Annotated in this window: 21 protein-coding genes and 1 pseudogene; 12 read left to right on the forward strand and 10 right to left on the reverse strand. The window is 65.0% G+C overall.

Annotated features, from left to right (window positions below; translation table 11 throughout):
- The first annotated feature begins 46 nt into the window (after positions 1-46).
- Positions 47-688, forward strand: a complete 642-nt coding sequence (gene pyrE / locus IX761_RS06210; protein ID WP_194788737.1) for an orotate phosphoribosyltransferase — start codon at positions 47-49, stop codon at positions 686-688.
- Between the two features lie 170 nt (positions 689-858).
- Here the strand turns inward: pyrE and argB are convergent, their stop codons facing one another.
- The 4 genes and pseudogenes from argB to coaBC all read right to left on the reverse strand — a co-directional run bounded on the left by argB (position 859) and on the right by coaBC (position 4,978).
- Positions 859-1,767 (reverse strand): acetylglutamate kinase, encoded by a 909-nt coding sequence (gene argB, locus IX761_RS06215; protein WP_194788738.1) that lies wholly within the window; start codon positions 1,765-1,767, stop codon positions 859-861.
- Between the two features lie 30 nt (positions 1,768-1,797).
- Positions 1,798-3,171 (reverse strand): annotated as a pseudogene (locus IX761_RS06220) (phosphomannomutase/phosphoglucomutase); the annotation flags it as partial.
- Between the two features lie 134 nt (positions 3,172-3,305).
- Positions 3,306-3,761: a dUTP diphosphatase gene (dut, locus tag IX761_RS06225; RefSeq protein WP_134689201.1), complete on the reverse strand. Its 456-nt coding sequence runs from the start codon at positions 3,759-3,761 to the stop codon at positions 3,306-3,308.
- A gap of 5 nt (positions 3,762-3,766) precedes the next feature.
- Positions 3,767-4,978 (reverse strand): bifunctional phosphopantothenoylcysteine decarboxylase/phosphopantothenate--cysteine ligase CoaBC, encoded by a 1,212-nt coding sequence (gene coaBC / locus IX761_RS06230; protein ID WP_110992005.1) that lies wholly within the window; start codon positions 4,976-4,978, stop codon positions 3,767-3,769.
- A gap of 127 nt (positions 4,979-5,105) precedes the next feature.
- Between coaBC and radC the strand changes: the two genes are divergently transcribed.
- On the forward strand, positions 5,106-5,786 hold the full coding sequence (radC, locus tag IX761_RS06235; RefSeq protein WP_194788740.1) for a RadC family protein: 681 nt from the start codon (positions 5,106-5,108) through the stop codon (positions 5,784-5,786).
- Positions 5,787-5,847: 61 nt separating this feature from the next.
- Here the strand turns inward: radC and IX761_RS06240 are convergent, their stop codons facing one another.
- Positions 5,848-7,437 carry an ABC transporter substrate-binding protein gene (locus IX761_RS06240; RefSeq protein ID WP_194788741.1) on the reverse strand — a complete coding sequence of 530 codons (1,590 nt, stop codon included), beginning with the start codon at positions 7,435-7,437 and terminating at the stop codon, positions 5,848-5,850.
- A gap of 363 nt (positions 7,438-7,800) precedes the next feature.
- On the opposite strand from IX761_RS06240, the gene rpmB reads away from it, so the two are divergent.
- Together rpmB and rpmG are read left to right on the forward strand one after the other, a co-directional pair.
- Positions 7,801-8,037: a 50S ribosomal protein L28 gene (gene rpmB, locus IX761_RS06245; protein ID WP_054894119.1), complete on the forward strand. Its 237-nt coding sequence runs from the start codon at positions 7,801-7,803 to the stop codon at positions 8,035-8,037.
- Between the two features lie 11 nt (positions 8,038-8,048).
- Complete coding sequence (gene rpmG / locus IX761_RS06250) at positions 8,049-8,204, forward strand: 50S ribosomal protein L33 (protein ID WP_003253507.1); 156 nt, start codon at positions 8,049-8,051, stop codon at positions 8,202-8,204.
- Positions 8,205-8,367: 163 nt separating this feature from the next.
- Here rpmG and IX761_RS06255 read toward each other — a convergent pair whose 3' ends face one another.
- Positions 8,368-8,727 (reverse strand): cupin domain-containing protein, encoded by a 360-nt coding sequence (locus IX761_RS06255; protein ID WP_194788742.1) that lies wholly within the window; start codon positions 8,725-8,727, stop codon positions 8,368-8,370.
- Between the two features lie 195 nt (positions 8,728-8,922).
- Here IX761_RS06255 and IX761_RS06260 point away from each other — a divergent pair, with 195 nt between their 5' ends.
- The gene (locus IX761_RS06260) at positions 8,923-10,416 is read left to right on the forward strand and encodes an aldehyde dehydrogenase (protein ID WP_194788743.1); all 1,494 of its coding nucleotides are present in this window, start codon (positions 8,923-8,925) and stop codon (positions 10,414-10,416) included.
- Positions 10,417-10,543: 127 nt separating this feature from the next.
- Positions 10,544-11,683: an MFS transporter gene (locus IX761_RS06265; RefSeq protein ID WP_194788744.1), complete on the forward strand. Its 1,140-nt coding sequence runs from the start codon at positions 10,544-10,546 to the stop codon at positions 11,681-11,683.
- A 122-nt stretch (positions 11,684-11,805) separates the two neighbouring features.
- Here IX761_RS06265 and IX761_RS06270 read toward each other — a convergent pair whose 3' ends face one another.
- Positions 11,806-13,362: a phospholipase D family protein gene (locus IX761_RS06270; RefSeq protein ID WP_194788745.1), complete on the reverse strand. Its 1,557-nt coding sequence runs from the start codon at positions 13,360-13,362 to the stop codon at positions 11,806-11,808.
- A 76-nt stretch (positions 13,363-13,438) separates the two neighbouring features.
- Positions 13,439-14,854: a PLP-dependent aminotransferase family protein gene (locus IX761_RS06275; RefSeq protein ID WP_194788746.1), complete on the reverse strand. Its 1,416-nt coding sequence runs from the start codon at positions 14,852-14,854 to the stop codon at positions 13,439-13,441.
- A gap of 178 nt (positions 14,855-15,032) precedes the next feature.
- Here IX761_RS06275 and IX761_RS06280 point away from each other — a divergent pair, with 178 nt between their 5' ends.
- Complete coding sequence (locus IX761_RS06280; RefSeq protein WP_194788747.1) at positions 15,033-15,263, forward strand: DUF1127 domain-containing protein; 231 nt, start codon at positions 15,033-15,035, stop codon at positions 15,261-15,263.
- Positions 15,264-15,371: 108 nt separating this feature from the next.
- On the opposite strand, the gene IX761_RS06285 is transcribed toward IX761_RS06280, so the two are convergent.
- A complete protein-coding gene (locus IX761_RS06285) occupies positions 15,372-16,664 on the reverse strand; it encodes an NAD(P)/FAD-dependent oxidoreductase (RefSeq protein ID WP_416366761.1) in 1,293 nt (430 codons plus the stop codon).
- Positions 16,665-16,959: 295 nt separating this feature from the next.
- Between IX761_RS06285 and IX761_RS06290 the strand changes: the two genes are divergently transcribed.
- Positions 16,960-17,313, forward strand: a complete 354-nt coding sequence (locus tag IX761_RS06290) for a YkgJ family cysteine cluster protein (RefSeq protein WP_194788749.1) — start codon at positions 16,960-16,962, stop codon at positions 17,311-17,313.
- A gap of 4 nt (positions 17,314-17,317) precedes the next feature.
- Here the strand turns inward: IX761_RS06290 and dadR are convergent, their stop codons facing one another.
- The gene (gene dadR, locus IX761_RS06295) at positions 17,318-17,806 is read right to left on the reverse strand and encodes a transcriptional regulator DadR (protein WP_003258963.1); all 489 of its coding nucleotides are present in this window, start codon (positions 17,804-17,806) and stop codon (positions 17,318-17,320) included.
- Positions 17,807-17,961: 155 nt separating this feature from the next.
- Between dadR and dadA the strand changes: the two genes are divergently transcribed.
- The 4 genes from dadA to IX761_RS06315 all read left to right on the forward strand — a co-directional run bounded on the left by dadA (position 17,962) and on the right by IX761_RS06315 (position 21,737).
- Entirely contained in the window at positions 17,962-19,263 is a 1,302-nt protein-coding gene (gene dadA / locus IX761_RS06300) for a D-amino acid dehydrogenase (protein ID WP_194788750.1), read from the forward strand.
- Positions 19,264-19,448: 185 nt separating this feature from the next.
- Positions 19,449-20,522 (forward strand): alanine racemase, encoded by a 1,074-nt coding sequence (alr, locus tag IX761_RS06305; RefSeq protein WP_194788751.1) that lies wholly within the window; start codon positions 19,449-19,451, stop codon positions 20,520-20,522.
- A gap of 107 nt (positions 20,523-20,629) precedes the next feature.
- Complete coding sequence (locus IX761_RS06310) at positions 20,630-21,178, forward strand: cupin domain-containing protein (protein ID WP_194788752.1); 549 nt, start codon at positions 20,630-20,632, stop codon at positions 21,176-21,178.
- 154 nt (positions 21,179-21,332) lie between these two features.
- Positions 21,333-21,737 (forward strand): c-type cytochrome, encoded by a 405-nt coding sequence (locus tag IX761_RS06315; RefSeq protein ID WP_110992137.1) that lies wholly within the window; start codon positions 21,333-21,335, stop codon positions 21,735-21,737.
- Positions 21,738-21,889: the final 152 nt, after the last annotated feature.

Consider the following 21,889-nt stretch of genomic DNA (forward strand, 5'->3'; position numbering starts at 1 on the left):
CCGAGCTCAACACATTTAGCTAAATCCGTGGTGTCCGGGACCTTTTATGCAGCCGTATCAGCGCGACTTCATCCGTTTTGCCATCGATCGCGGCGTTCTGCGCTTCGGTGAATTCACCCTGAAATCGGGGCGTACCAGCCCGTACTTCTTCAATGCCGGCCTGTTCAATACAGCGTCCGCGCTGGCGCAATTGGGGCGTTGCTACGCGGCGGCCATCGTCGACAGCAAGATCCCCTTCGACGTGCTGTTCGGCCCTGCCTACAAGGGCATCCCGTTGGCGGCGGCGACAGCGGTACAGCTGGCCGAGCATCACCAGCTTGACGTGCCATGGTGCTTCAACCGCAAAGAGGCCAAGGATCACGGCGAAGGCGGCAGCCTGGTTGGCGCACCGCTGGCCGGTGACGTGCTGATCATCGACGACGTGATCACCGCCGGCACCGCCATCCGCGAAGTGATGCAGATCATCAACGCCCAGCAGGCCAAGGCCGCTGGCGTGTTGATCGCGCTGAACCGCGAAGAGCGTGGCAACGGTGAGTTGTCGGCGATCCAGGAAGTCGAGCGCGACTTCGGCATCCCGGTGGTCAGCATCGTGTCGCTCACCCAAGTGCTGGAATACCTGGCGGATGACCCGCAGCTCAAGCAGCACCTGCCGGCGGTCGAGGCGTACCGGGCACAGTACGGGATCTGATCCTGATCTGGTAAATAAAAAGGCGACCTTCTTGGGAAGGTCGCCTTTTTTGTGCCATCTGTTCCGGCCTCTTCGCGGGCAAGCCCGCTCCCACAGGTACAGCGCCATATCCTCAAGGCTGGTGAAGATCCTGTAGGAGCGGGCTTGTCCCGCGAAAGGGCCGGTGCAGGTTATGCGTGACGCTTGCGGTTGGTGATCAAGGTGCCCACGCCGCTGTCGGTGAAGATCTCCAGCAGCACCGCGTTCGGCACGCGGCCGTCGATGATGTGCGAGCTGTTCACGCCACCTTGCACGGCGTCCAGCGCGCATTTGATCTTCGGCAGCATGCCGCCATAGATGGTGCCATCGGCGATCAGCTCGTTGACCTGCTCGGTGGTCAGGCCGGTCAGTACCTGGCCCTGCTTGTCCATCAGGCCGGCGATGTTGGTCAGCAGCATCAGCTTTTCAGCCTTCAGCGCTTCGGCCACCTTGCCGGCCACCAGGTCGGCGTTGATGTTGTACGACTCACCGTTCTTGCCCACGCCGATCGGCGCGATCACCGGGATGAAGTCGCCCTTGACCAGCATGTTCAGCAGGTCGGTGTTGACGCTTTCGACTTCGCCCACGTGGCCGATGTCGATGATTTCAGGCTGGGTCATCTCCGGGGTCTGGCGGCTGACGGTGAGCTTGCGCGCACGGATCAGCTCGGCGTCCTTGCCGGTCAGGCCGATGGCGCTGCCGCCGTGGCGGTTGATCAGGTTGACGATGTCCTTGTTCACCTGGCCGCCCAGGACCATCTCCACCACGTCCATGGTCGCCGAGTCGGTGACGCGCATGCCGTCGATGAAGTGGCTCTCGATCGACAGGCGCTTGAGCAGGTCGCCGATCTGCGGGCCGCCGCCATGCACGACCACCGGGTTGATGCCCACGGCCTTCATCAGCACGATGTCACGGGCGAAGCCGGTCTTGAGCTCCTCGCTCTCCATCGCGTTGCCGCCGTACTTGATCACCAGGGTCTTGCCGACGAAGCGGCGAATGTAAGGCAGTGCTTCGGACAAAACCTCGGCTACATGGGAAGCGGCATCGCGATCGAGGGTCATGCAGGGCTCCAGGTAAGGAACGGATAGTCGTCAGAACGGCAGTTGCAGGCCTGGTTGGACGCGCAGCAACTGCGTGCGGAATACAGCCTTGATACGGTCGAGCTCCGCCGCGCTGTCGGCCTCGAAGCGCAGCACCAGCACCGGCGTGGTGTTGGAGGCGCGGACCAGGCCCCAGCCGTTGGGGTAGTCGACCCGCACACCGTCGATGGTGGTCAGGTTGGCTTCGCCCCAGTCGGCGTCGCGTTGCAGAGCATCAATGATGCTGAATTTACCCTCGTCGGTCACATCAATGTTGATTTCCGGCGTGGAAATATCATCGGGGAAGGCGGCGAACAGGCTTTCGGCGCTCTGCCCGGCCTTGCTGAGGATCTCCAGCAGGCGCGCGGCGCTGTAGATACCGTCGTCGAAACCGTACCAGCGCTCCTTGATGAAGATGTGACCGCTCATCTCGCCGGCCAGCAGCGAACCGGTCTGTTTCATCTTCTTCTTGATCAACGAGTGGCCGGTCTTCCACATCAGCGCGCGGCCACCGTGCTGCTCGATCAGCGGCGTGAGGCGACGGGTGCATTTGACGTCGAAGATGATCTCGGCGCCCGGGTTGCGCGACAGCACGTCCTGGGCGAACAGCATCAGCAGGCGGTCGGGGTAGACGATGCTGCCGATGTTGGTCACCACGCCCACGCGGTCGCCGTCGCCGTCGAAGGCCAGGCCGATATCGGCGCCAGTCTCTTTCACCTTGGCGATCAGGTCTTCCAGGTTCTCGGGCTTGCCCGGGTCCGGGTGGTGGTTGGGGAAGTGGCCGTCGACTTCGCAGAACAGGGGGATCACCTCACAGTTCAGCGCTTCGATCAGCTGCGGGGCGATCACCCCGGCGGCGCCGTTACCGCAGTCGACTACCACTTTCAGGCGCTTGGCCAGTTTCACGTCGTCGACGATCTGCTGGTAGTAGCGCTCGAGGATCTCGACTTTTTCCACGCGGCCTTCGCCACGGGTCAGGTCGTTGGTCTTCAGGCGGGTCAGCAGGGCCTGGATCTGTTCGTTGGCCAAGGTGTCGCCGGCGATGACGATCTTGAAACCGTTGTAGTCCGAGGGGTTGTGGCTGCCGGTGAGCATCACCCCCGACTTGCCGGCCAGCACGTTGGCGGCGTAGTACAGCGCCGGGGTCGGCACCAGGCCTACGTCGCTGACCTGGCAACCGGCCTCGACCAGGCCCTTGATCAGTTGCTCGACCAGCATCGGGCCGGACAGGCGGCCGTCACGGCCGACCGAGATCTGCGGTTCGCCCTGGGCGAGGGTCTGGGCGCCGATGGCGCGGCCGATCCAGTAGGCGGTTTCGGCGTGCAGGGTCTTGCCGACCACGCCGCGGATGTCATAGGCACGGAAGATGCTGTCCGGCAGTGCGGGGACCAGGTGGGCCATGTCGTTCATCTCTGGGGACTCCATAAGTCAAAGGCTTCTGGGCAGGCGCAAACTGAACGCTTGGACGGCGCTTTCGCCAGAGAGTTCGCCGTCCATGGCCCGAACGGTCCGTGCTCGACTCAGCGGGTGCCCGAGTGGCCAAAGCCGCCAGCGCCACGCTGGGTCTCGTCGAACTGCTCGACGATGTCGAAATGCGCCTGCACCACCGGTACCAGGATCAGCTGCGCGATACGCTCGCCGACGGTGATGGTGAAGGGCGTATTGCCCCGGTTCCAGCAGCTGACCATCAGTTCGCCCTGGTAGTCCGAGTCGATCAGGCCGACCAGGTTGCCCAGCACGATGCCGTGCTTATGGCCCAGGCCCGAGCGCGGCAGGATCATCGCTGCCAGGCCCGGGTCGCCGATGTACACCGACAGGCCGGTGGGGATCAGCAGGGTCTGGCCCGGCTCCAGAACGGTGTCTTCTTTGAGCAGGGCGCGCAGGTCGAGGCCGGCGGAACCGGGGGTGGCGTATTGCGGCAGCGGGAATTCACTGCCCAGGCGTGGGTCGAGGATCTTGGCTTGTAGAGCGTGCATGTAACTTATTGAACCTGGTTGAGCCGTTCGGCGATGAAGGCGACCAGCTGGCGGGCGATCTTGCCTTTGCTGGTCTGCGCGAAGAGGGTTTGATGCTGCTGCCGGTCGATCACGGTCAGGGCGTTTTCCTCGCTGTTGAAGCCGATGCTGGGGTTGGCCACATCATTGGCGACGATCAGGTCGAGGTTCTTGTCCTTGAGCTTGCGCGTGGCGTAGTCGAGCAGGTGCTCGGTCTCGGCGGCGAAGCCGACGCTGAACGGGCGATCGGCGCGGCCGGCAATGGTGGCAAGGATATCGGGATTGCGCACCATCTGCAGCAGCATGCCGTCGCCGGTGGTGGGATCCTTCTTGAGCTTTTGTGCGGCGACGACTTCCGGGCGGTAGTCCGCGACCGCAGCCGAAGCGATGAACAGGTCGCAGGGCATGGCGGCTTCGCAGGCCGCGAGCATGTCCCGTGCGCTGACCACGTCGATACGGCTGACCCGGTCGGGGGTCGGCAGGTGCACCGGGCCGGTGACGAGGGTGACCCGGGCCCCCGCTTCGGCGGCCGCTTCGGCCAGGGCAAAGCCCATCTTCCCTGAACTATGGTTGGTGATGTAGCGCACCGGGTCGATGTTCTCTTGCGTCGGGCCTGCGGTAATCAGTACGTGCTTACCGGTCAGCGCCTGGCGCTTGAAGCTCTCGGCGGCGCACCAGGCTAGATCGGTGGCCTCGAGCATGCGGCCCAGGCCGACGTCGCCACAGGCCTGGCTGCCGGAGGCCGGGCCGAACACCTGGATGCCGCGGCGCTTGAGCAGTTCGAGGTTGTCTTGCGTGGCCGGGTCGCGCCACATGGCCTGGTTCATCGCCGGGGCCACGGCGACGGTGGCGTCGGTGGCCAGCACCAGGGTGGTCAGCAGGTCGTCGGCCATGCCTTGGGCCATGCGCGCCATCAGGTCGGCGGTGGCCGGAGCGATCAGCACCAGGTCGGCCCACTTGGCCAGTTCGATATGGCCCATGGCCGCTTCGGCGGCGGGGTCGAGCAAGTCCATGTGCACGGGGTGGCCGGACAGCGCCTGTAGCGTTAGCGGGGTGATGAACTCCGCACCACCACGGGTCATGACCACGCGCACTTGCGCGCCGTGTTCCAGGAGTCGGCGAATCAGCTCGGCGCTCTTGTAGGCGGCGATGCCGCCACCCACGCCGAGAACGATGCGCTTGCGATACAACCGCTGCATAGGCCTTGCCTTATTCCAGTGAAAGCGGGCGGCGACGGTGACTGCCTGCGGCAGATCGTCGCATTTTCGAAGCGAACTAGATTAACACAGCGCCCAAATGGGCCGCATCAGCGTGCAAGGAGGGGGGATGAACATCAGGGAGTGGCCTGCCGAGGAGCGGCCGAGGGAGAAGTTGTTGCAGCGCGGGGCGGCGATTCTTTCGGATGCCGAGCTGGTGGCTGTATTGCTGGGGTCGGGTGTGGCTGGGCGTAATGTGTTGGACCTGGCCCGTGGGCTACTGGCGAAGTTTGGCGGCCTACGGCAGTTCCTTGAGGCCGACCGGGCCAAGGTGTTGCGTGAACCGGGCCTGGGACCGGTGAAATATGCCCAGTTGCAGGCATTGCTGGAGATTGGCAGGCGTTACCTGGACGAGGGGCTCGAGCGCACGTCGGTGCTGGAGAGCCCTTCGTCGGTGAGGCGCTATCTGAAGTCGATGCTCAGGCATGAGGCCAGCGAGGTGTTCGGCTGCCTGTTCCTCGATACCAAGCACCGGCCGTTGGCGTTCGAAATCCTGTTTCGCGGCACCATCGACCGGGCGAGCATCTACCCGCGCGAGGTCGTGCGCCGGTCACTGCTGCACAACGCGGCAGCGTTAATCCTCTGTCATAACCATCCGTCGGGGCATAGCGAACCCAGCCAGGATGACGTGCACCTGACCCTGGTGCTCAAGCGCTCGCTTGCACTGATCGATGTGCGGGTGTTGGACCACGTCATCGTCGGCGATGGCGAGCCGCTGTCGATGGCCGAGCATGGGTGGTTGGCGGGGTAGCCATCGCGGGGCAAGCCCGCTCCCACAGGGCCGTGGGAGCGGGCTTGCCCCGCGATAGGGCCTAACGGCCTACCGAAACCTTGCTGAAATCCAACCGCCCAAACGGGCTCACCTGATACCCCTCCACATCCTTGTGCAGCAATACCGCCGCCGTCGGGTGCGCCAGCGGCAGCCACAGCGCCTGCTGCTGGATCAGCGCCTGCGCCTGCTGGTACAGGCGGCTGCGTACGCTCTGGTCGTTGGTGGTGCGCCCGGCGTTGATCAATTGGTCCAGCCGGCTGTCGCAAAACCGCGCGAAGTTGGTCCCGGACTTGACCGCCGCGCAGGAAAACTGCGGGCTGAGGAAGTTATCCGGGTCGCCGTTGTCGCCTGCCCAGCCCATGAACAGCAGGTCGTGCTCGCCCGCCTTGGCACGGCGGATCAGCTCGCCCCACTCGATGGTGCGGATCTCGGCCTTGATGCCAACTTTCGCCAGGTCCGCCTGGAGCATCTGCGCGCCGAGACTCGGGTTAGGGTTGAGCAGGCTGCCCGACGGGCGGGTCCAGATGGTGGTTTCAAAGCCCTTGGCCAGGCCCGCCTTGGCCAGCAGTGCCTTGGCCTTCTTCTGGTCCATGGCGTAGCCCGGCAGGTCTTTGGCGTAGCTCCAGGTGTTAGGCGGGTAGGGCCCGTTGGCGGCGGTGGCGGTGTCTTCGAACACGGCCTTGAGATAGGCCGGCTTGTCGAAGGCCAGGTTGATCGCCTGACGCACTTCGGGCTTGTCCAGCGGTGGGTGCTGGCTGTTGATGGCGACGAACGCGGTCATGAACGCGGGGGTGGTCGCCACCTTGAGGTTGCCGTCCTTGCCGGCTTCGGCCACGTCCAGCGGCTTGGGCGACAAGGCGACCTGGCATTCGCCGCGACGGATCTTCTGCAAGCGCACGTTGGCGTCCGGGGTGATGGCGTAGATCAGCGGGTCGACGGACGGTTTACCGGCGAAATAGTCCGGGTTGGCGCGGTAGCGCACCACGGCATCCTTCTGGAAGCGCTGGAACACGAACGGCCCGGTGCCCACCGGCTGGCTGTTGAGCTTCTCCGGGGTGCCGGCCTTGAGCAGCTTGTCGGCGTGTTCGGCGGAGTAGATCGAGGCAAAGCCCATGCTCAGGGTGGCCAGGAAGGTGGCGTCCGGGTGGGTGAGGGTAAAGCGCACGGTGTGCGGCTCGGGCGCGTCGATCGCCTTGATCAGGCTGCCCAGCTGCAGCGATTGGGCATGTGGGTAACCACCCGGGGCGGTCTTGTGCCAAGGGTGGGCAGGGTAGAGCATGCGCTGGAAGCTGAACAGCACATCGTCGGCGTCCAGCTCACGGCTGGGCTTGAAGTACGGTGTGGTGTGGAACTTCACATCCTTGCGCAACTGGAAGTCGTAGATCAGCCCGTCAGGCGACACCGTCCAGCGTTCGGCCAGGCTGGGCACTACCTTGCCCTGCGCGGCGTCGAACTCGACCAGGCGGTTCATCAGCACGTCGGCCGAGGCGTTGGTGGTGGTCAGCGAGTTGTACTGGACCACGTCGAAGCCTTCCGGGCTGGCTTCGGTGCACACTGCCAGCGGCGCGGCCTGGGCCAGGCCGGCGGCGCACAGCGCGGTGAACAGTAGGGTGAGGGCGGCGGCGCGCATGGTGGCTCCTTGGCTGGTCAGATGGCCCATCTGCCGGTGCAGTCTGGAAATCGTCCTACCCTAGTGTGCGTAACAGCAAATGACCACTGTCTTTTTACAGCGGCTGGCGACGAGCGGTCGACAGTACGCCGGGCGAGTCGCTATGCTGCTCGCGCGCAATTTGCAGCACAGGGATGCTCATCTTCTGTTGTTGCGGCGTAGTCTTTCTGGTATAAAGCAGCGCTCTTTTCTAGGGGCTCGGCCTGTCGCATCAGCGGATCCGGTCGATAAGACCTCCAGAATCACGGCGCCTGGCGCCAAAGACTGAGAGATTAAGCGGCCAACCCATGCCGGGTTGGGCATGTGGTTTTAGAGGGCTGAGTCATGTCGAGAGTCTGTCAAGTTACTGGTAAGGGTCCAGTAACCGGGAACAACATTTCCCACGCAAACAACAAAACCCGTCGTCGTTTCCTGCCGAACCTGCAGCACCACCGTTTCTGGGTTGAATCCGAGAACCGTTTCGTGCGTCTGCGCGTTTCCGCCAAGGGCATGCGTATCATCGACAAGCGCGGCATCGATGCCGTTCTGGTCGACATCCGCAAAGCTGGCGCCAAGGTCTAAGGGAGAATATCATGCGTGAATTGATCCGTCTGGTTTCGAGTGCCGGTACCGGCCACTTCTACACCACCGACAAGAACAAGCGCACCACTCCGGACAAGATCGAGATCAAGAAGTACGATCCGGTCGTCCGCAAGCACGTGGTGTACAAGGAAGCCAAGATCAAGTAATTGATCGGCAACCTGAAAAACCCGCAACCGCAAGGTGGCGGGTTTTTTTATGCCTTCAGGAAGGCAATCGCGGGGCAAGTCGCATCCGCGCACCGCCGCCCCCACACTGAACCTGCCTGGTGGGAGCGGCGGTGCGCGGATGCGACTTGCCCCGCGATTGGGCTTACTTCTGCTCGAACATCACATAGATCTTGCGGCACGGCTCCAGCACTTCCCAGGTGCCCTTGAAGCCCGCCGGGATCACGAACCGATCGCCGGCACGCAGGGTCTTGGCGCCACCGTCCTGGTCGCGCAGCACCGACACCCCCTGGACGATCTCGCAGTACTCGTGCTCGGTATAGTTCACCGTCCACTGGCCCACCTCACCTTCCCACACGCCTGCGGCGAACTGCCCGCACGGGCTGGAGTAGTGGTTGTAGACAGCCTGGTCCGGCTCGCCCTTGAGGATTTTTTCCGCCGCCGGGCGGTAGCGTTCGGCCTCGGTGAGGACTTGGGCGAAGTCGACGATGCTGGCGATACTCATGGTGGTTACCCTGTTGTTGTTTAATAAAATGAACATCAGTAGGCTTTTGAGCCATTCGTGTCAAATATATTGATAGTTTCCCCGCCCTGGTTTAGGGTGGCAGGTGCCCGTGTGCGTTGCCACCCGGCCAGAATTTCTGACAGCGCCCGTGAGTCCTCAGTGCGGCGTTGCACCTTAACAAGAGAGGAGTTTCCTATGACCACCCTGACTCGTGCGGACTGGGAACAGCGTGCCCAGCAACTGAAGATCGAAGGCCGTGCCTTCATCAACGGCGAATACACCGATGCCGCATCCGGTGAAACCTTCGACTGCCTGAGCCCGGTGGACGGACGCTTCCTGGCCAAGGTCGCCAGCTGCGACCTGGCCGACGCCAACCGCGCTGTCGAAAACGCCCGCGCCGTGTTCGAATCCGGCGTGTGGTCGCGCCTGGCCCCGGCCAAGCGCAAAGCCAAGCTGATCCGCTTCGCCGACCTGCTGCGCAAGCATGTAGAAGAGCTGGCCCTGCTCGAAACCCTCGACATGGGCAAGCCGATCGGTGACTCCTCCACCATCGACGTTCCGGGTGCGGCCAGCGCCCTGCACTGGAACGCCGAAGCCATCGACAAAGTCTACGACGAAGTCGCCCCGACCCCGCACGACCAGCTCGGCCTGGTTACCCGTGAGCCGGTGGGTGTGGTCGGTGCCATCGTACCGTGGAACTTCCCGCTGCTGATGGCCTGCTGGAAACTCGGCCCGGCCCTGGCCACCGGTAACTCCATCGTACTCAAGCCGTCGGAAAAGTCGCCGCTGACCGCCATCCGTATCGCCCAGCTGGCGATCGAAGCCGGTATCCCGGCGGGCGTGCTCAACGTGCTGCCAGGCTATGGCCACACCGTGGGCAAGGCCCTGGCCCTGCACATGGACGTCGACACCCTGGTATTCACCGGCTCGACCAAGATCGCCAAGCAGCTGATGATCTACGCCGGCGAGTCGAACATGAAGCGCGTGTGGCTGGAAGCCGGCGGCAAGAGCCCGAACATCGTGTTCGCCGACGCCCCGGACCTGCAAGCTGCCGCCGAGGCCGCTGCCAGCGCCATCGCCTTCAACCAGGGCGAAGTCTGCACCGCAGGTTCGCGCCTGCTGGTCGAGCGCTCGATCAAGGACAAATTCCTGCCCATGGTGGTCGAGGCCCTCAAGGCCTGGAAACCGGGCAACCCGCTGGACCCGGCGACCACCGTTGGCGCGCTGGTCGACACCCAGCAGATGAACACCGTGCTGTCGTACATCGATGCCGGCCACCAGGACGGCGCCAAGCTGCTGGCAGGCGGCAAGCGCATTCTGGAAGAAACCGGTGGGACCTACGTCGAGCCGACCATCTTCGACGGCGTGACCAACGCCATGAAGATCGCCCAGGAAGAGATCTTTGGCCCAGTCCTGTCGGTGATCACCTTCGACACCGCCGAAGAAGCCATCGCCATCGCCAACGACACCCCGTACGGCCTGGCGGCCGGTATCTGGACCTCGGACATCTCCAAGGCCCACAAGACCGCCCGTGCGGTGCGCGCCGGCAGTGTCTGGGTCAACCAGTACGACGGCGGCGACATGACTGCGCCGTTCGGTGGCTTCAAGCAGTCGGGCAACGGCCGTGACAAGTCGCTGCACGCCCTGGAGAAGTACACCGAGCTGAAGGCGACCTGGATCAAGTTGTAATCCGGTAACGCCGTTTCGCGGGCAAGCCCGCTCCCACAGGTAACCCGCTTGCTTAAAGGCTGCGGTGAACCTGTGGGAGCGGGCTTGCCCGCGAATGGGCCTGAACAAATCTGCCCAGGAGGCCACCATGCGTTGGGGAACCTACTTTGCCGTACTGGCGTCGGTGCTCAGTGTCGGGCTTGCGCTCGGCGTGAGCATGCCGCTGGTGTCCCTGCGCCTGGAAGGCTGGGGCTACGGTGGGTTCGCCATCGGTGTGATGGCGGCGATGCCGGCGCTGGGCGTGCTGGTCGGCGCCGCCGTGGCCAGCCGCCTGGCCGGCTGGGTCGGCGTGCCGGCGGCGATGCGCCTGTGCCTGTGGGGCGGGGCGCTGTCGATCGGCCTGGTGGCGCTGCTGCCCAGCTACCCGTTGTGGCTGGCGCTGCGCCTGCTGATCGGCATGTCGCTGACGGTGGTGTTCATCCTTGGCGAAAGCTGGATCAACCAACTGGTGGTCGAGCAGTGGCGTGGTCGCCTGGTGGCCTTGTACGGCAGCAGCTATGCGCTGAGCCAGCTGGCCGGGCCGATGGTGCTGGGTTTTCTGGGGTCCAACGATGACTTCGGGTTCTGGGCGGCGACCGGGCTGCTGCTGGTGGCACCGCTGATCCTGCTGGGACGCGGCGGGGCCCCGAGCACCGAAGCGTGCAGTGTCACCTTCCGCGACCTGTTCGCCTTCTGCCGGCGCCTGCCGGTGATTGCCTGGGCCATCGCCCTGTTCGCCGCGTTCGAGGCGATGATCCTCACCCTGCTGCCGGTGTATTGCCTGCAACAGGGCTTCACCACGGAAGTGGCGCTGTTCATGGTCAGCACCGTGGTGGTGGGCGATGCCGTGTTGCAGCTGCCGATCGGTGCGCTGGCCGACTACATGTCGCGGCGCACGCTGTTCAGTGGCTGCGCACTGACCTTGCTGGTGTCGAGCCTGGCCATCCCGTTGCTGCTGCACACGCCGCTGATCTGGCCGTTGTGGGTGTTGTTCGGGGCCAGCGCCGGTGGCTTGTTCACCCTGTCGCTGATCCTGATCGGCGAGCGTTATCGCGACGATGAGCTGGTGCGGGCCAATGCCCATGTGGCGCAGCTGTGGGGCATCGGCTGCCTGCTCGGGCCGCTGCTGGCCGGGGCGGGCAGCCAGTGGGTCAGCGGGCATGCGCTGGTGTGGCTGATGGCGGCGGGGGCGGCGGGGTTGGTGGTGTTGACCCGGCGCAAGGGTGCCTTCGAGCCTGTCTCTGCCTGATCCATCTTGGGGCTGCTGCGCAGCCCATTCGCGACACAAGGCCGCTCCTACAGACAATCGCGCTTTCCTGTAGGAGCGGCCTTGTGTCGCGATGGGGCGCAAAGCGCCCCCTGAATTCCCTGCTACAACATCTTCTCCAACCCCACCGCCTTGCTGATCCAGGCATTGAAGCGCCGCCAAATCCCGCCTGGCTCGGTCACCAGCAGGTGCCGCCGGCCATTGTCCTCGGTCGCCCAGACCATCTTCCCGCCCACCAGCATCGGCTGGTAGCTCAACGCCGGCGCCATGCCCTGCACCGCCAGGTCGCGGGTGTACTCGGCCAGCTCAGGGCTGTCCACCAACACCCCCACTTCGGTGTTCCACAGCACCGAGCGCGGGTCGAAGTTGAACGAGCCGATGAAAGTCTTGCGCCGGTCGAACACCATCGCCTTGCTGTGCAGGCTCGAATCGGAGCTGCCGTGGAAACCCAGGCCGTGCCGGCTGATGCGGTCGCCGGGTTGGCGGCGCAGTTCGTACAGCTGCACGCCATGTTCGAGCAGGGCGCGGCGGTAGGGCGCGTAGCCGCCATGCACGGCCGGCACATCGGTGGCTTCCAGTGAATTGGTCAGCAGCTTGACCGAGGTGCCGGCGTCGGCACGGCTGGTCAGGTACAGCAGGCCCGGTTCGCCCGGCACGAAGTAGGCCGACACCAGGATCAGCTCCTTGTGCACGCGGTTCAGGTCCGGCGCCAACTGCTGGCTCATCAGCAACTGCGGGTCCGGCTCGTCGTCGGCCAGCACCTTGCTAGGGGCATCCCACAGCGCCTGGCCGTGGGCCCAGATCAGCTCGTTGCGCCACACGTCCAGGCGCGGTTGGGTCTGGTAGGCCATCAGCCGGTCGTACAGGGCCTTGCGCTTGACCCGCGCCTCGGCCAGGGACACTTCCAGGCGATGACGGCTGGCGCGCAGGTCGGCGGCATCGGGCTGCCACCACAGGTAGTCGCCGATCGGCCGGCTCAGGGCGCTGTTCCAGTACTGGTCGAAGCCGTGCCCGAGCTGTTCGGCCACCGGGCCCACACCCAGCAGGTCGATGTCGGTGAAGTTCAGGTTCGGTTCGGCGTCGAAATACTCGTCACCCAGGTTGCGGCCGCCGACAATGGCCATGCTGTTGTCCACCAGGAACAACTTGTTGTGCATGCGCCGGTGCTGGCGCGACAGGTTGAACAGCCGCCCCGCGGCGCGGGTCACCCCGGTGCTGCGGCCCAGGTGCAGGGGGTTGAACACGCGAATCTGGATGTTCGGGTGGGCGGCCAGGGTGCCCATCAGGGTGTCGAGGCCGTCGCTGGTGGTGTCGTCAAGCAGGATGCGCACGCGCACGCCACGGTCGGCGGCGCGCAGCAGCTCATGCACCAAGGCGCGGGTGCTGAGGCCGTCGTGGACGATGTAGTACTGCAGGTCGATGCTGCCTTGCGCGTTGCGGATCAGCTCGGCGCGGGCGCGGAATGCTTCGTTGCTGTTGGGCAGCAGGCGGAAGCCCGAGCGCCCCTCGTAGGGCGCGGCCTGGCGCTGTACCGAGCGGCCGAACGCCGACTCGCTGGCCGGCAGTGCCTGGCTGACGTCACGGGGCGTACCGGTGCTGGCGCAGCCTGACAGGCCGAGCAGCAGCGCCAGTAGCGCGGGCTGGACTTGCTGGAGTCTCAAGGGTGAGTCGTCCTGTGCGACAGGGAGGTTATAGGGTTGGACCTTGGCGGGCGGCGTAACGTTACCGTTCGCGGGGTCAGGCCTCCAGTAGACGAAGGGCGGTTTCCCCCACCTTGCGCACGGCGGACTCGATCTGCGGTGTCGGCCGTGCGGCGAAGTTCATGCGCAGGCAGTTACGGTACTTGCCCGACGCCGAGAAGATGCTGCCCACGGCGATTTGCACCCCCTGCTCCAGTAAAGCGCGGTTCAGGCGCAGCGTATCGAAACTTTCCGGCAACTCCACCCACAGCATGAAGCCCCCCTGGGGCCGGCTGGCGCGGGTGCCTGGCGGGAAGTAGCGGGTCACCCAGTCGCACATCTGGTCGCGGCCGCGCTGGTACTGGCTGCGCATGCGCCGCAGGTGCGGCTGGTAGTGGCCCTCGGCGATGAAGTCGGCAATCGCCAGCTGTGGCTGGCAGGCGGTGCTGCCGGTGCTGATGTACTTCATGTGCAGCACCCGCTCCAGGTAGCGCCCCGGCGCCACCCAGCCGATGCGCAGGCCCGGCGCCAGGGTCTTGGAGAACGAACTGCACAGCAGCACCCGGCCATCGTCGTCGAACGACTTGATGGTGGGCGGGCGCGGGTAGGTGTAGGCGAGGTCGCCATACACATCGTCTTCGAGAATCGCCACGTCGTAGCGCTGGGCCAGGGTGAGCAGGGCCTTCTTGCGCGCCTCGGGCATGATGTAGCCCATGGGGTTGTTGCAGTTGGGGGTGATCTGGATGAGCTTGATCGGCCACTGCTCCAGGGCCAGCTCCAGCGCTTCGAGGCTGATGCCGGTGATCGGGTCGGTGGGGATTTCAAGCGCCTTCATCCCTAAGCCCTTGAGCGTCTGCATGGCGCCATGGAAGCTCGGCGAGTCGACCGCTACGATGTCGCCGGGCTGGCACACCGCACGGATACTGCACGACAGCGCCTCGTGGCAGCCGGTGGTCACCACCAGGTCGGCCGAGCCCAGGCGGCAGCCAGAGTCGAGCATCAGCCGGGCGATCTGCTCGCGCAGCTGTGCATTACCGTGAATGTTGTCGTAATACAGGCCGGGCATGTCCTGGCGCCGGCTGAGCTGCGCCAGGCTGCGCAGCAGCGGCTTGAGGGTAGGGCTGTCGACATCGGGCATACCGCGGCCCAGCTGGATCACGTCCGGGTGGGGGGTGGCGCGCACCAGCTCCAGCACTTGTTCCCACTGGGAGATATCCACAGGCCGCTGGGCCGGGCGGCTGATATCGGGCAGGGCGGGGAGGTGGCGGTCTTCGGCGACGAAGTAGCCGGACTTGGGGCGTGGCGATACCAGGCCGTTGTCCTCCAGCAGGCGGTAGGCCTGCTGCACGGTGCTCAGGCTGACCCCGTGCTCCACGCTCAAGGCGCGTACCGAGGGCAGGCGTTGGCCGGGGCGATACAGGCCCTGCTCGATGCGCGAACCGAGCAGCTCGGCCAGGTTGAAGTAAAGGGTCACGGCATACTCCTGAGCATTTTGTGAGGCTTGACCGATACAGATCGTAGGAAAATACTCCATTCAGCCCGCATGTCGCCAATTCTGTATGGAAATAATAAGGCCTGGTTGGATCTGTATTGTCGAGGGCTCGAACGCGCAAGCTGTCCGCACGGTATCAACTGAGTGGGAGAACGCAGTGATGGGTAGCTTCAGCGATGTGCGTCTGCAACTGTTGGCCAAGGAACTGGAGGCCGGCCAACGAACCAACGTCTACGATCCGCTCGCCGGCCTGAGCCGCTGGGGCCTGATGCTGCACCGCTGGCGTACCCGCAAGGCACTGCTGGAACTGGATGCCCGCCAGTTGCGCGATATCGGGTTGAGCTGGGAGCAGGCGCGGGAAGAGGGCTGCAAGCCGTTCTGGAAGGAATAGTCGAGCATTGCGTGGGAGCGGGCTTGTCCCGCGATATCGGCGCCGCCGGTGCCATCCATCGCGGGTCAAGCCCGCTCCCACATTACCTGCATAGGCGCCGCCTGGTTGTCAGACCAGCGCCTTGAGCTGGTACCACAGCATCCCCAGTGCCAGCAGCGGCGAACGCAGCAGCTTGCCACCCGGGAAGGTCGGGTGCGGCACCTTGGCGAACAGGTCGAAGCGCCCACTCTGCTGCCCGCTGATGGCCTCGCCGAGCAGGCGCCCGGCCAGGTGGGTGGCGTTCACCCCGTGCCCGGAGTAGGCCTGTGCGTAATAGATGTTGGGCTGCCCGGCCAGGCGGCCGATCTGCGGCAGGCGGTTGGCGCCGATGCCGATCATGCCGCCCCACTGGTAGTCGATGCGCACATCGGCCAGTTGCGGGAACACCTTGAGCATCTTCGGCCGCATGTAGGCGGCGATGTCCCGTGGGTCGCGCCCCGAGTAGTGGCAGGCGCCGCCGAACAGCAGGCGGTGGTCGGCGGACAGCCGGTAGTAGTCCAGCGCCACGCGCTGGTCGCACACCGCCATGTTCTGCGGCAGCAGCTGGCGTGCACGTTCCTCGCCCAGCGGTTCGGTGGCGATGATGTAGCTACCGGCGGGCAGCACCTTGCCGCCGAGTTCGCGGTTGAGGTCGTTGTGGTAAGCGTTGCAGCACAGCACCAGGGTCTTGGCGCGCACGCGGCCTTGGGCGGTGTGCACCTTCACTTCGGCGCCGTACTCGATGCGGGTGACTTCCGATTGCTCGTAAAGCTGCACGCCCAGGCGGCTGGCCGCGGCGGCCTCGCCCAGGGCCAGGTTGAGCGGGTGCAAGTGGCCCGAGCCCATGTCGATCAGGCCGCCGACATAGCGCTCGGAACCGACCACCGAATGCATCTCGCCGGGCTGCACCAGGCGCAGTTCATGGCGGTAACCCAGGCTGCGCAGTTCCTCGGCATCCTCGGCGAAGCCTTCCAGCTCGGCGGGCTTGTTGGCCAGGTCGCAGTAGCCCCAGGTCAGGTCGCAGTCGATGGCATGGCGCTCGACCCGCTCGCGGACGATGTCCACCGCTTCCAGCCCCATCAGCTTCAGGCTGCGCACGCCTTCCTCGCCGATCACCGGGAGGAACTGCTCCAGGCCATGGCCGACCCCACGTATCAGCTGGCCGCCGTTGCGCCCGCTGGCGCCCCAGCCGAGCTTGCGGGCTTCGAGGAGGATCACCGACAGGCCACGTTCGGCCAGCTCGATGGCGGTGTTCAGGCCCGAATAGCCACCGCCGACGATGCACACGTCGGCGCTGTGCTCGCCTTGCAGGAAGGGATGGTCAGGGTGTGGCGCGCTGCTGGCGGCGTAGTAGGAGGCGGCGTGCTGCGCGCTGTGGATCATGGGTCGATTCCTGGAGCTGACTGAGGCCAAAGGGAGGAGGATAGGCATCCGGCCCCATCGTCGGCAAGCCGGCTACCAACCCTGAAGTTTGCACGTCACCTGTAGGAGCGGCCTTGTGTCGCGAAAGGGCCGCAGAGCGGCCCCGACGATCTTGGGGTGTAATCGAGATCCTGGGGGCGCTGCGCACCCCATTCGCGGCACAAGGCCGCTCCTACAGAGACCGCGCAAGATGTGGGAGCCGGCTTGCCGGCGATTGGCCGTATAATCTGGCGCATACCCTCCAGACACACCGCCCATGTCCTGCAACCGCCACAAGATCCACTTCCTGCGCGAACTCATCCCGACATTCGAATGCGTTCCCGGCTGCCACGACTGCTGCGGCCCGGTCACCACGTCGACTGAAGAGATGGCCCGCCTGCCGCGCAAGAGCCAGGCCGAACAGGACGCCGCCCTGGAACACCTGGACTGCGTGCACCTTGGCCCCAATGGCTGCACCGTCTATGAAGAACGCCCAATGATCTGCCGCCTGTTCGGTACCACGCCACGCATGGCCTGCCCACGCGGCCGCGGCCCCGAGCAGCCCATCGACCCGGCGGCCGAGCAACTGGTCCACAACTACATCGCCAGCACCCGTCAGGTATTGGTCTGAGCGGTCAGTCCGGAATCGGCAGGCACAGGCTCTCTTTCACTTCTTCCATCACGATGTAGCTCTTCGACTCACGCACGTGCGGCAGCTTGAGCAGGATGTCGCCGAGCAGCTTGCGGTACGAGGCCATCTCCGAGATCCGCGCCTTCACCAGGTAGTCGAAATCCCCCGACACCAGGTGGCACTCCAGTACATGGGGCAGCTTGAGCACCGCCCGGCGGAACTCCTCGAAGGTGTCGCCAGACTTGTAGTCCAGGCTGATCTCGACGAACACCAGCAGGCTGCCCTTCAGGTGCTGCGGATTGAGCCGGGCGTTGTAGCCCATGATGATCCCCTCGCGCTCCAGGCGGCGCACGCGCTCGGTGCAGGGGGTGGTGGACAGCCCGACTTTCTCGCCCAGTTCAGTGAACGAGATGCGCCCGTCATTCTGCAGGATGCGCAGGATGTTACGGTCGATCTTGTCCAGTTCACGCTTGCTCTGGTGCTGGGTTCTCATAGGGGATGCCCCTCCGTCAAAGGCGATTTTGCCGAGAATTGTCGCCAAATATAGGCGTTTATATAGTGAATTGCACTGGGCGGTCCTACATACAATGCGCGCATCCATGCCATTTCAACAAAAGACTGCGGCAAGCCGCGTGCGAGGGATAAACGATGCGAGTTCTGGTACTTGGTAGCGGTGTGATCGGAACCGCCAGTGCCTACTATCTGGCCCGGCAAGGTTTCGAAGTGACGGTGGTCGACCGCCAGCCAGCGGTGGCCATGGAAACCAGCTTTGCCAACGCCGGCCAGATCTCGCCCGGCTATGCCTCGCCCTGGGCCGCCCCGGGCGTGCCGCTCAAGGCCATCAAGTGGCTGCTGGAGCGCCATGCCCCGCTCGCCATCAAGCTGACCGGCGACGTCGACCAGTATCTGTGGATGGCGCAGATGCTGCGCAACTGCACCGCCAGCCGCTACGCGGTGAACAAGGAGCGCATGGTGCGCCTGTCCGAGTACAGCCGCGACTGCCTCGACGAGCTGCGCGCCGAAACCGGCATCGCCTACGAAAACCGCAGCCTGGGCACTACCCAGCTGTTCCGCACCCAGGCCCAGGTTGACGCCGCCGCCAAGGACATCGCCGTGCTCGAGCAGTCCGGCGTGCCTTACGAGCTGCTCGACCGCGACGGCATCGCCCGCGTCGAGCCGGCCCTGGCCGGGGTGAAAGACATCCTCGCCGGCGCCCTGCGCCTGCCCAACGACCAGACCGGCGACTGCCAGCTGTTCACCACCAAGCTGGCCGACATGGCCGTCAAGCTGGGCGTCGAGTTCCGCTTCGGCCAGGACATCCAGCGCCTGGACTTCGCCGGTGACCGCATCAACGGCGTGTGGATCGACGGCAAGCTGGAAACCGCCGACCGCTACGTGCTGGCCCTGGGCAGCTACTCGCCGCAGTTGCTCAAGCCGCTGGGCATCAAGGCCCCGGTGTACCCGCTCAAGGGCTACTCGCTGACCGTGCCGATCACCAATGGCGACATGGCACCGACCTCGACCATCCTCGACGAAACCTACAAGGTCGCGATCACCCGTTTCGACAACCGCATCCGCGTCGGCGGCATGGCTGAAATCGCCGGTTTTGACCTGTCGCTGAACCCGCGCCGGCGTGAAACGCTGGAGATGATCGTCAACGACCTTTATCCTCGCGGCGGTGACCTGAGCCAGGCGAGCTTCTGGACCGGCCTGCGCCCGGCGACCCCGGACGGCACCCCGATCGTCGGTGCCACTCGGTTCCGTAACCTGTTCCTCAACACCGGTCACGGCACCCTGGGTTGGACCATGGCCTGCGGTTCCGGCCGCCTGCTGGCCGACCTGATCGCGCGCAAGAAGCCGCAGATCAGCGCCGAAGGGCTGGATATCTCGCGTTACGGCAACAGCCGCGAAGCCGCCAGCCAAGGCCAGCCGGCGCCGGCGCACCAGTAAGCGACTGCCTCTCGCGGGGCAAGCCCGCTCCCACGGATACCGCACAAGGCGCGTGGGAGCGGGCTTGCCCCGCGATGAGGCCTTAAACTGATCAACCTGTTCCCTCACCCCGGTGCGGCGGGTACCTACCCCGCTCGCCGTGCCGGGGCTTTACTGATAACCAGAACTGCCAGAAGGCTGCCGCCATGCGTCCCGCCCGTGCCCTGATCGACCTCCAAGCCCTCCGTCACAACTACCGCCTGGCCCGTGAGCTGACCGGCGCCAAGGCCCTCGCCGTGGTCAAGGCCGATGCCTACGGCCATGGCGCGGTACGTTGCGCCCTGGCCCTGGAAACCGAGGCCGACGGCTTTGCCGTGGCCTGCATCGAGGAAGCCCTGGAGCTGCGCGCGGCCGGCATCAAGGCACCGGTACTGCTGCTCGAAGGGTTCTTCGAGGCCAGCGAACTGGCGCTGATCGCCGAGCACGACCTATGGTGCGTGGTGCATTCGCTGTGGCAGCTCGAAGCCCTGGAGCAAACGCCAGTGCGCAAGCCGCTGACCGTCTGGTTGAAGATGGACACCGGCATGCACCGGGTTGGCGTGCACCCCAAGGACTACCACGACGCCTACCAGCGCCTGCTGGCCAGCGGCAAGGTGTCACGCATCGTGCTGATGAGCCACTTCGCCCGCGCCGACGAACTCGACGCCAGCGCCACCGAGCAGCAAGTGGCGGTGTTCGAAGCTGCTCGCCAGGGCCTGAGTGCCGAGTGCAGCCTGTGCAACTCACCGGCGGTGCTGGGCTGGCCAAGCATCAAGAGCGACTGGGTGCGCCCAGGCATCATGCTCTACGGCGCCACCCCCTTCGAGGTGGCGCAAGCCCAGGCCGCCCGCCTGCAACCAGTGATGACCCTGCAATCGCGGGTGATCAGCGTACGCGAGCTGCCGGCCGGCGAGCCGGTGGGCTACGGCGCCAAGTTCGTCAGCCCGCGCCCGACCCGGGTCGGCGTGGTCGCCATGGGCTATGCCGACGGCTACCCGCGCCAGGCGCCCACCGGCACCCCGGTGGTGGTGGCCGGCAAGCGCGCCCAGCTGATTGGCCGGGTGTCGATGGACATGCTCTGCATCGACCTCACCGAGGTGCCCGAGGCCACCGTCGGCAGCCCGGTCGAGCTGTGGGGCAAGCAGGTGCTGGCCAGCGACGTGGCGCTGCAGGCCGGTACCATCCCGTACCAGATCTTCTGCAACCTGAAGCGTGTGCCACGGGACTATATCGGCGAATAGGGCGCTGAAGCGGACAGGCTGTGGGCTGGTGTGTTGTAAATACTGAACGGCATTGCCATCATATCGTTCACACATCCCTACCTGACCCCTTCCTGGAGGCCCACGCTTTGGACGTCGGTGAACGACTGCAAGCCATCCGCAAGCTCAAGGGCCTGTCCCAGCGCGAACTCGCCAAGCGCGCCGGCGTGACCAACAGCACCATCTCGATGATCGAGAAGAACAGCGTGAGCCCCTCGATCAGCTCCCTGCGCAAGGTGCTCAGCGGCATCCCCATGTCCATGGTCGAGTTCTTCTCGGTGGAACTGGCGCCCGAAAGCCCAACCCAGATCGTCTACAAGGCCCACGAGCTGATCGACATCTCCGACGGCGCGGTGACCATGAAGCTGGTCGGCAAGTCGCACCCCAACCGCGCCATCGCCTTCCTCAACGAGGTGTACCCACCAGGCGCCGACACCGGCGAGGAAATGCTCACCCATGACGGCGAGGAAACCGGCATCCTGCTCGAAGGCCGCCTGGAACTGGTGGTGGGTGCCGAGACCTTCATTCTCGAAGCCGGCGACAGCTACTACTTCGAAAGCACCCGCCCGCACCGTTTCCGCAACCCGTTCGCAGAGCCGGCACGGCTGATCAGCGCGGCGACCCCGTCGAACTTTTGATCCAGCGCAGTGCATTGATTCGGCAATACCCTTTCCCTGAGTGTGGTCGTTCCACGCTTTCAGGAGTGCCGCTATACTTTTCAACGCTCGCTATACCGTGGCCGCGAGCGTGATTAGCCACCATGAGGGTGTACGTGTGAACCAAATCAAGAAGATGCTGGCCGTACCAGCAGCCGTATTCGCCCTTTGGGCAATGAGCGCAACCGCTGCGACCAACGACGAGATCGCCAAGCGCCTGGCGCCGGTTGGCCAGGTGTGCGTCCAGGGCCAGGAATGCAAGGGCATGGAAGTGGTCGCCAGCGCTGGCGGCGGCGGTGCCAAGACCCCGGACGACATCATCGCCAAGCACTGCAACGCCTGCCATGGCAGCGGCCTGCTGGGTGCGCCGAAGATCGGCGACACCGCGGCCTGGAAAGAGCGCGCCGACCACCAGGGCGGCCTCGATGGCATCCTGGCCAAGGCCATCACCGGGATCAACGCCATGCCGCCCAAAGGCACCTGCGCGGATTGCTCGGATGATGACCTGAAAGGGGCGATCAAGAAGATGTCCGGGCTGTGAGATACAGCTGAATTGCATGAGGCCCGCCAATATTGGCGGGCTTTGCTTTTGTGGTGCCTGTACCGGCCCTTTCGCGGCTAAAGCCGCTCCCACAGGTACAGCGCCGGGCTCAAGGACTGTGAGCACCCTGTGGGAGCGGCTTTAGCCGCGAA

It is taken from the genome of Pseudomonas sp. UFMG81, from assembly GCF_015354575.1.
In the GTDB taxonomy this organism is placed as follows: Bacteria; Pseudomonadota; Gammaproteobacteria; order Pseudomonadales; family Pseudomonadaceae; genus Aquipseudomonas.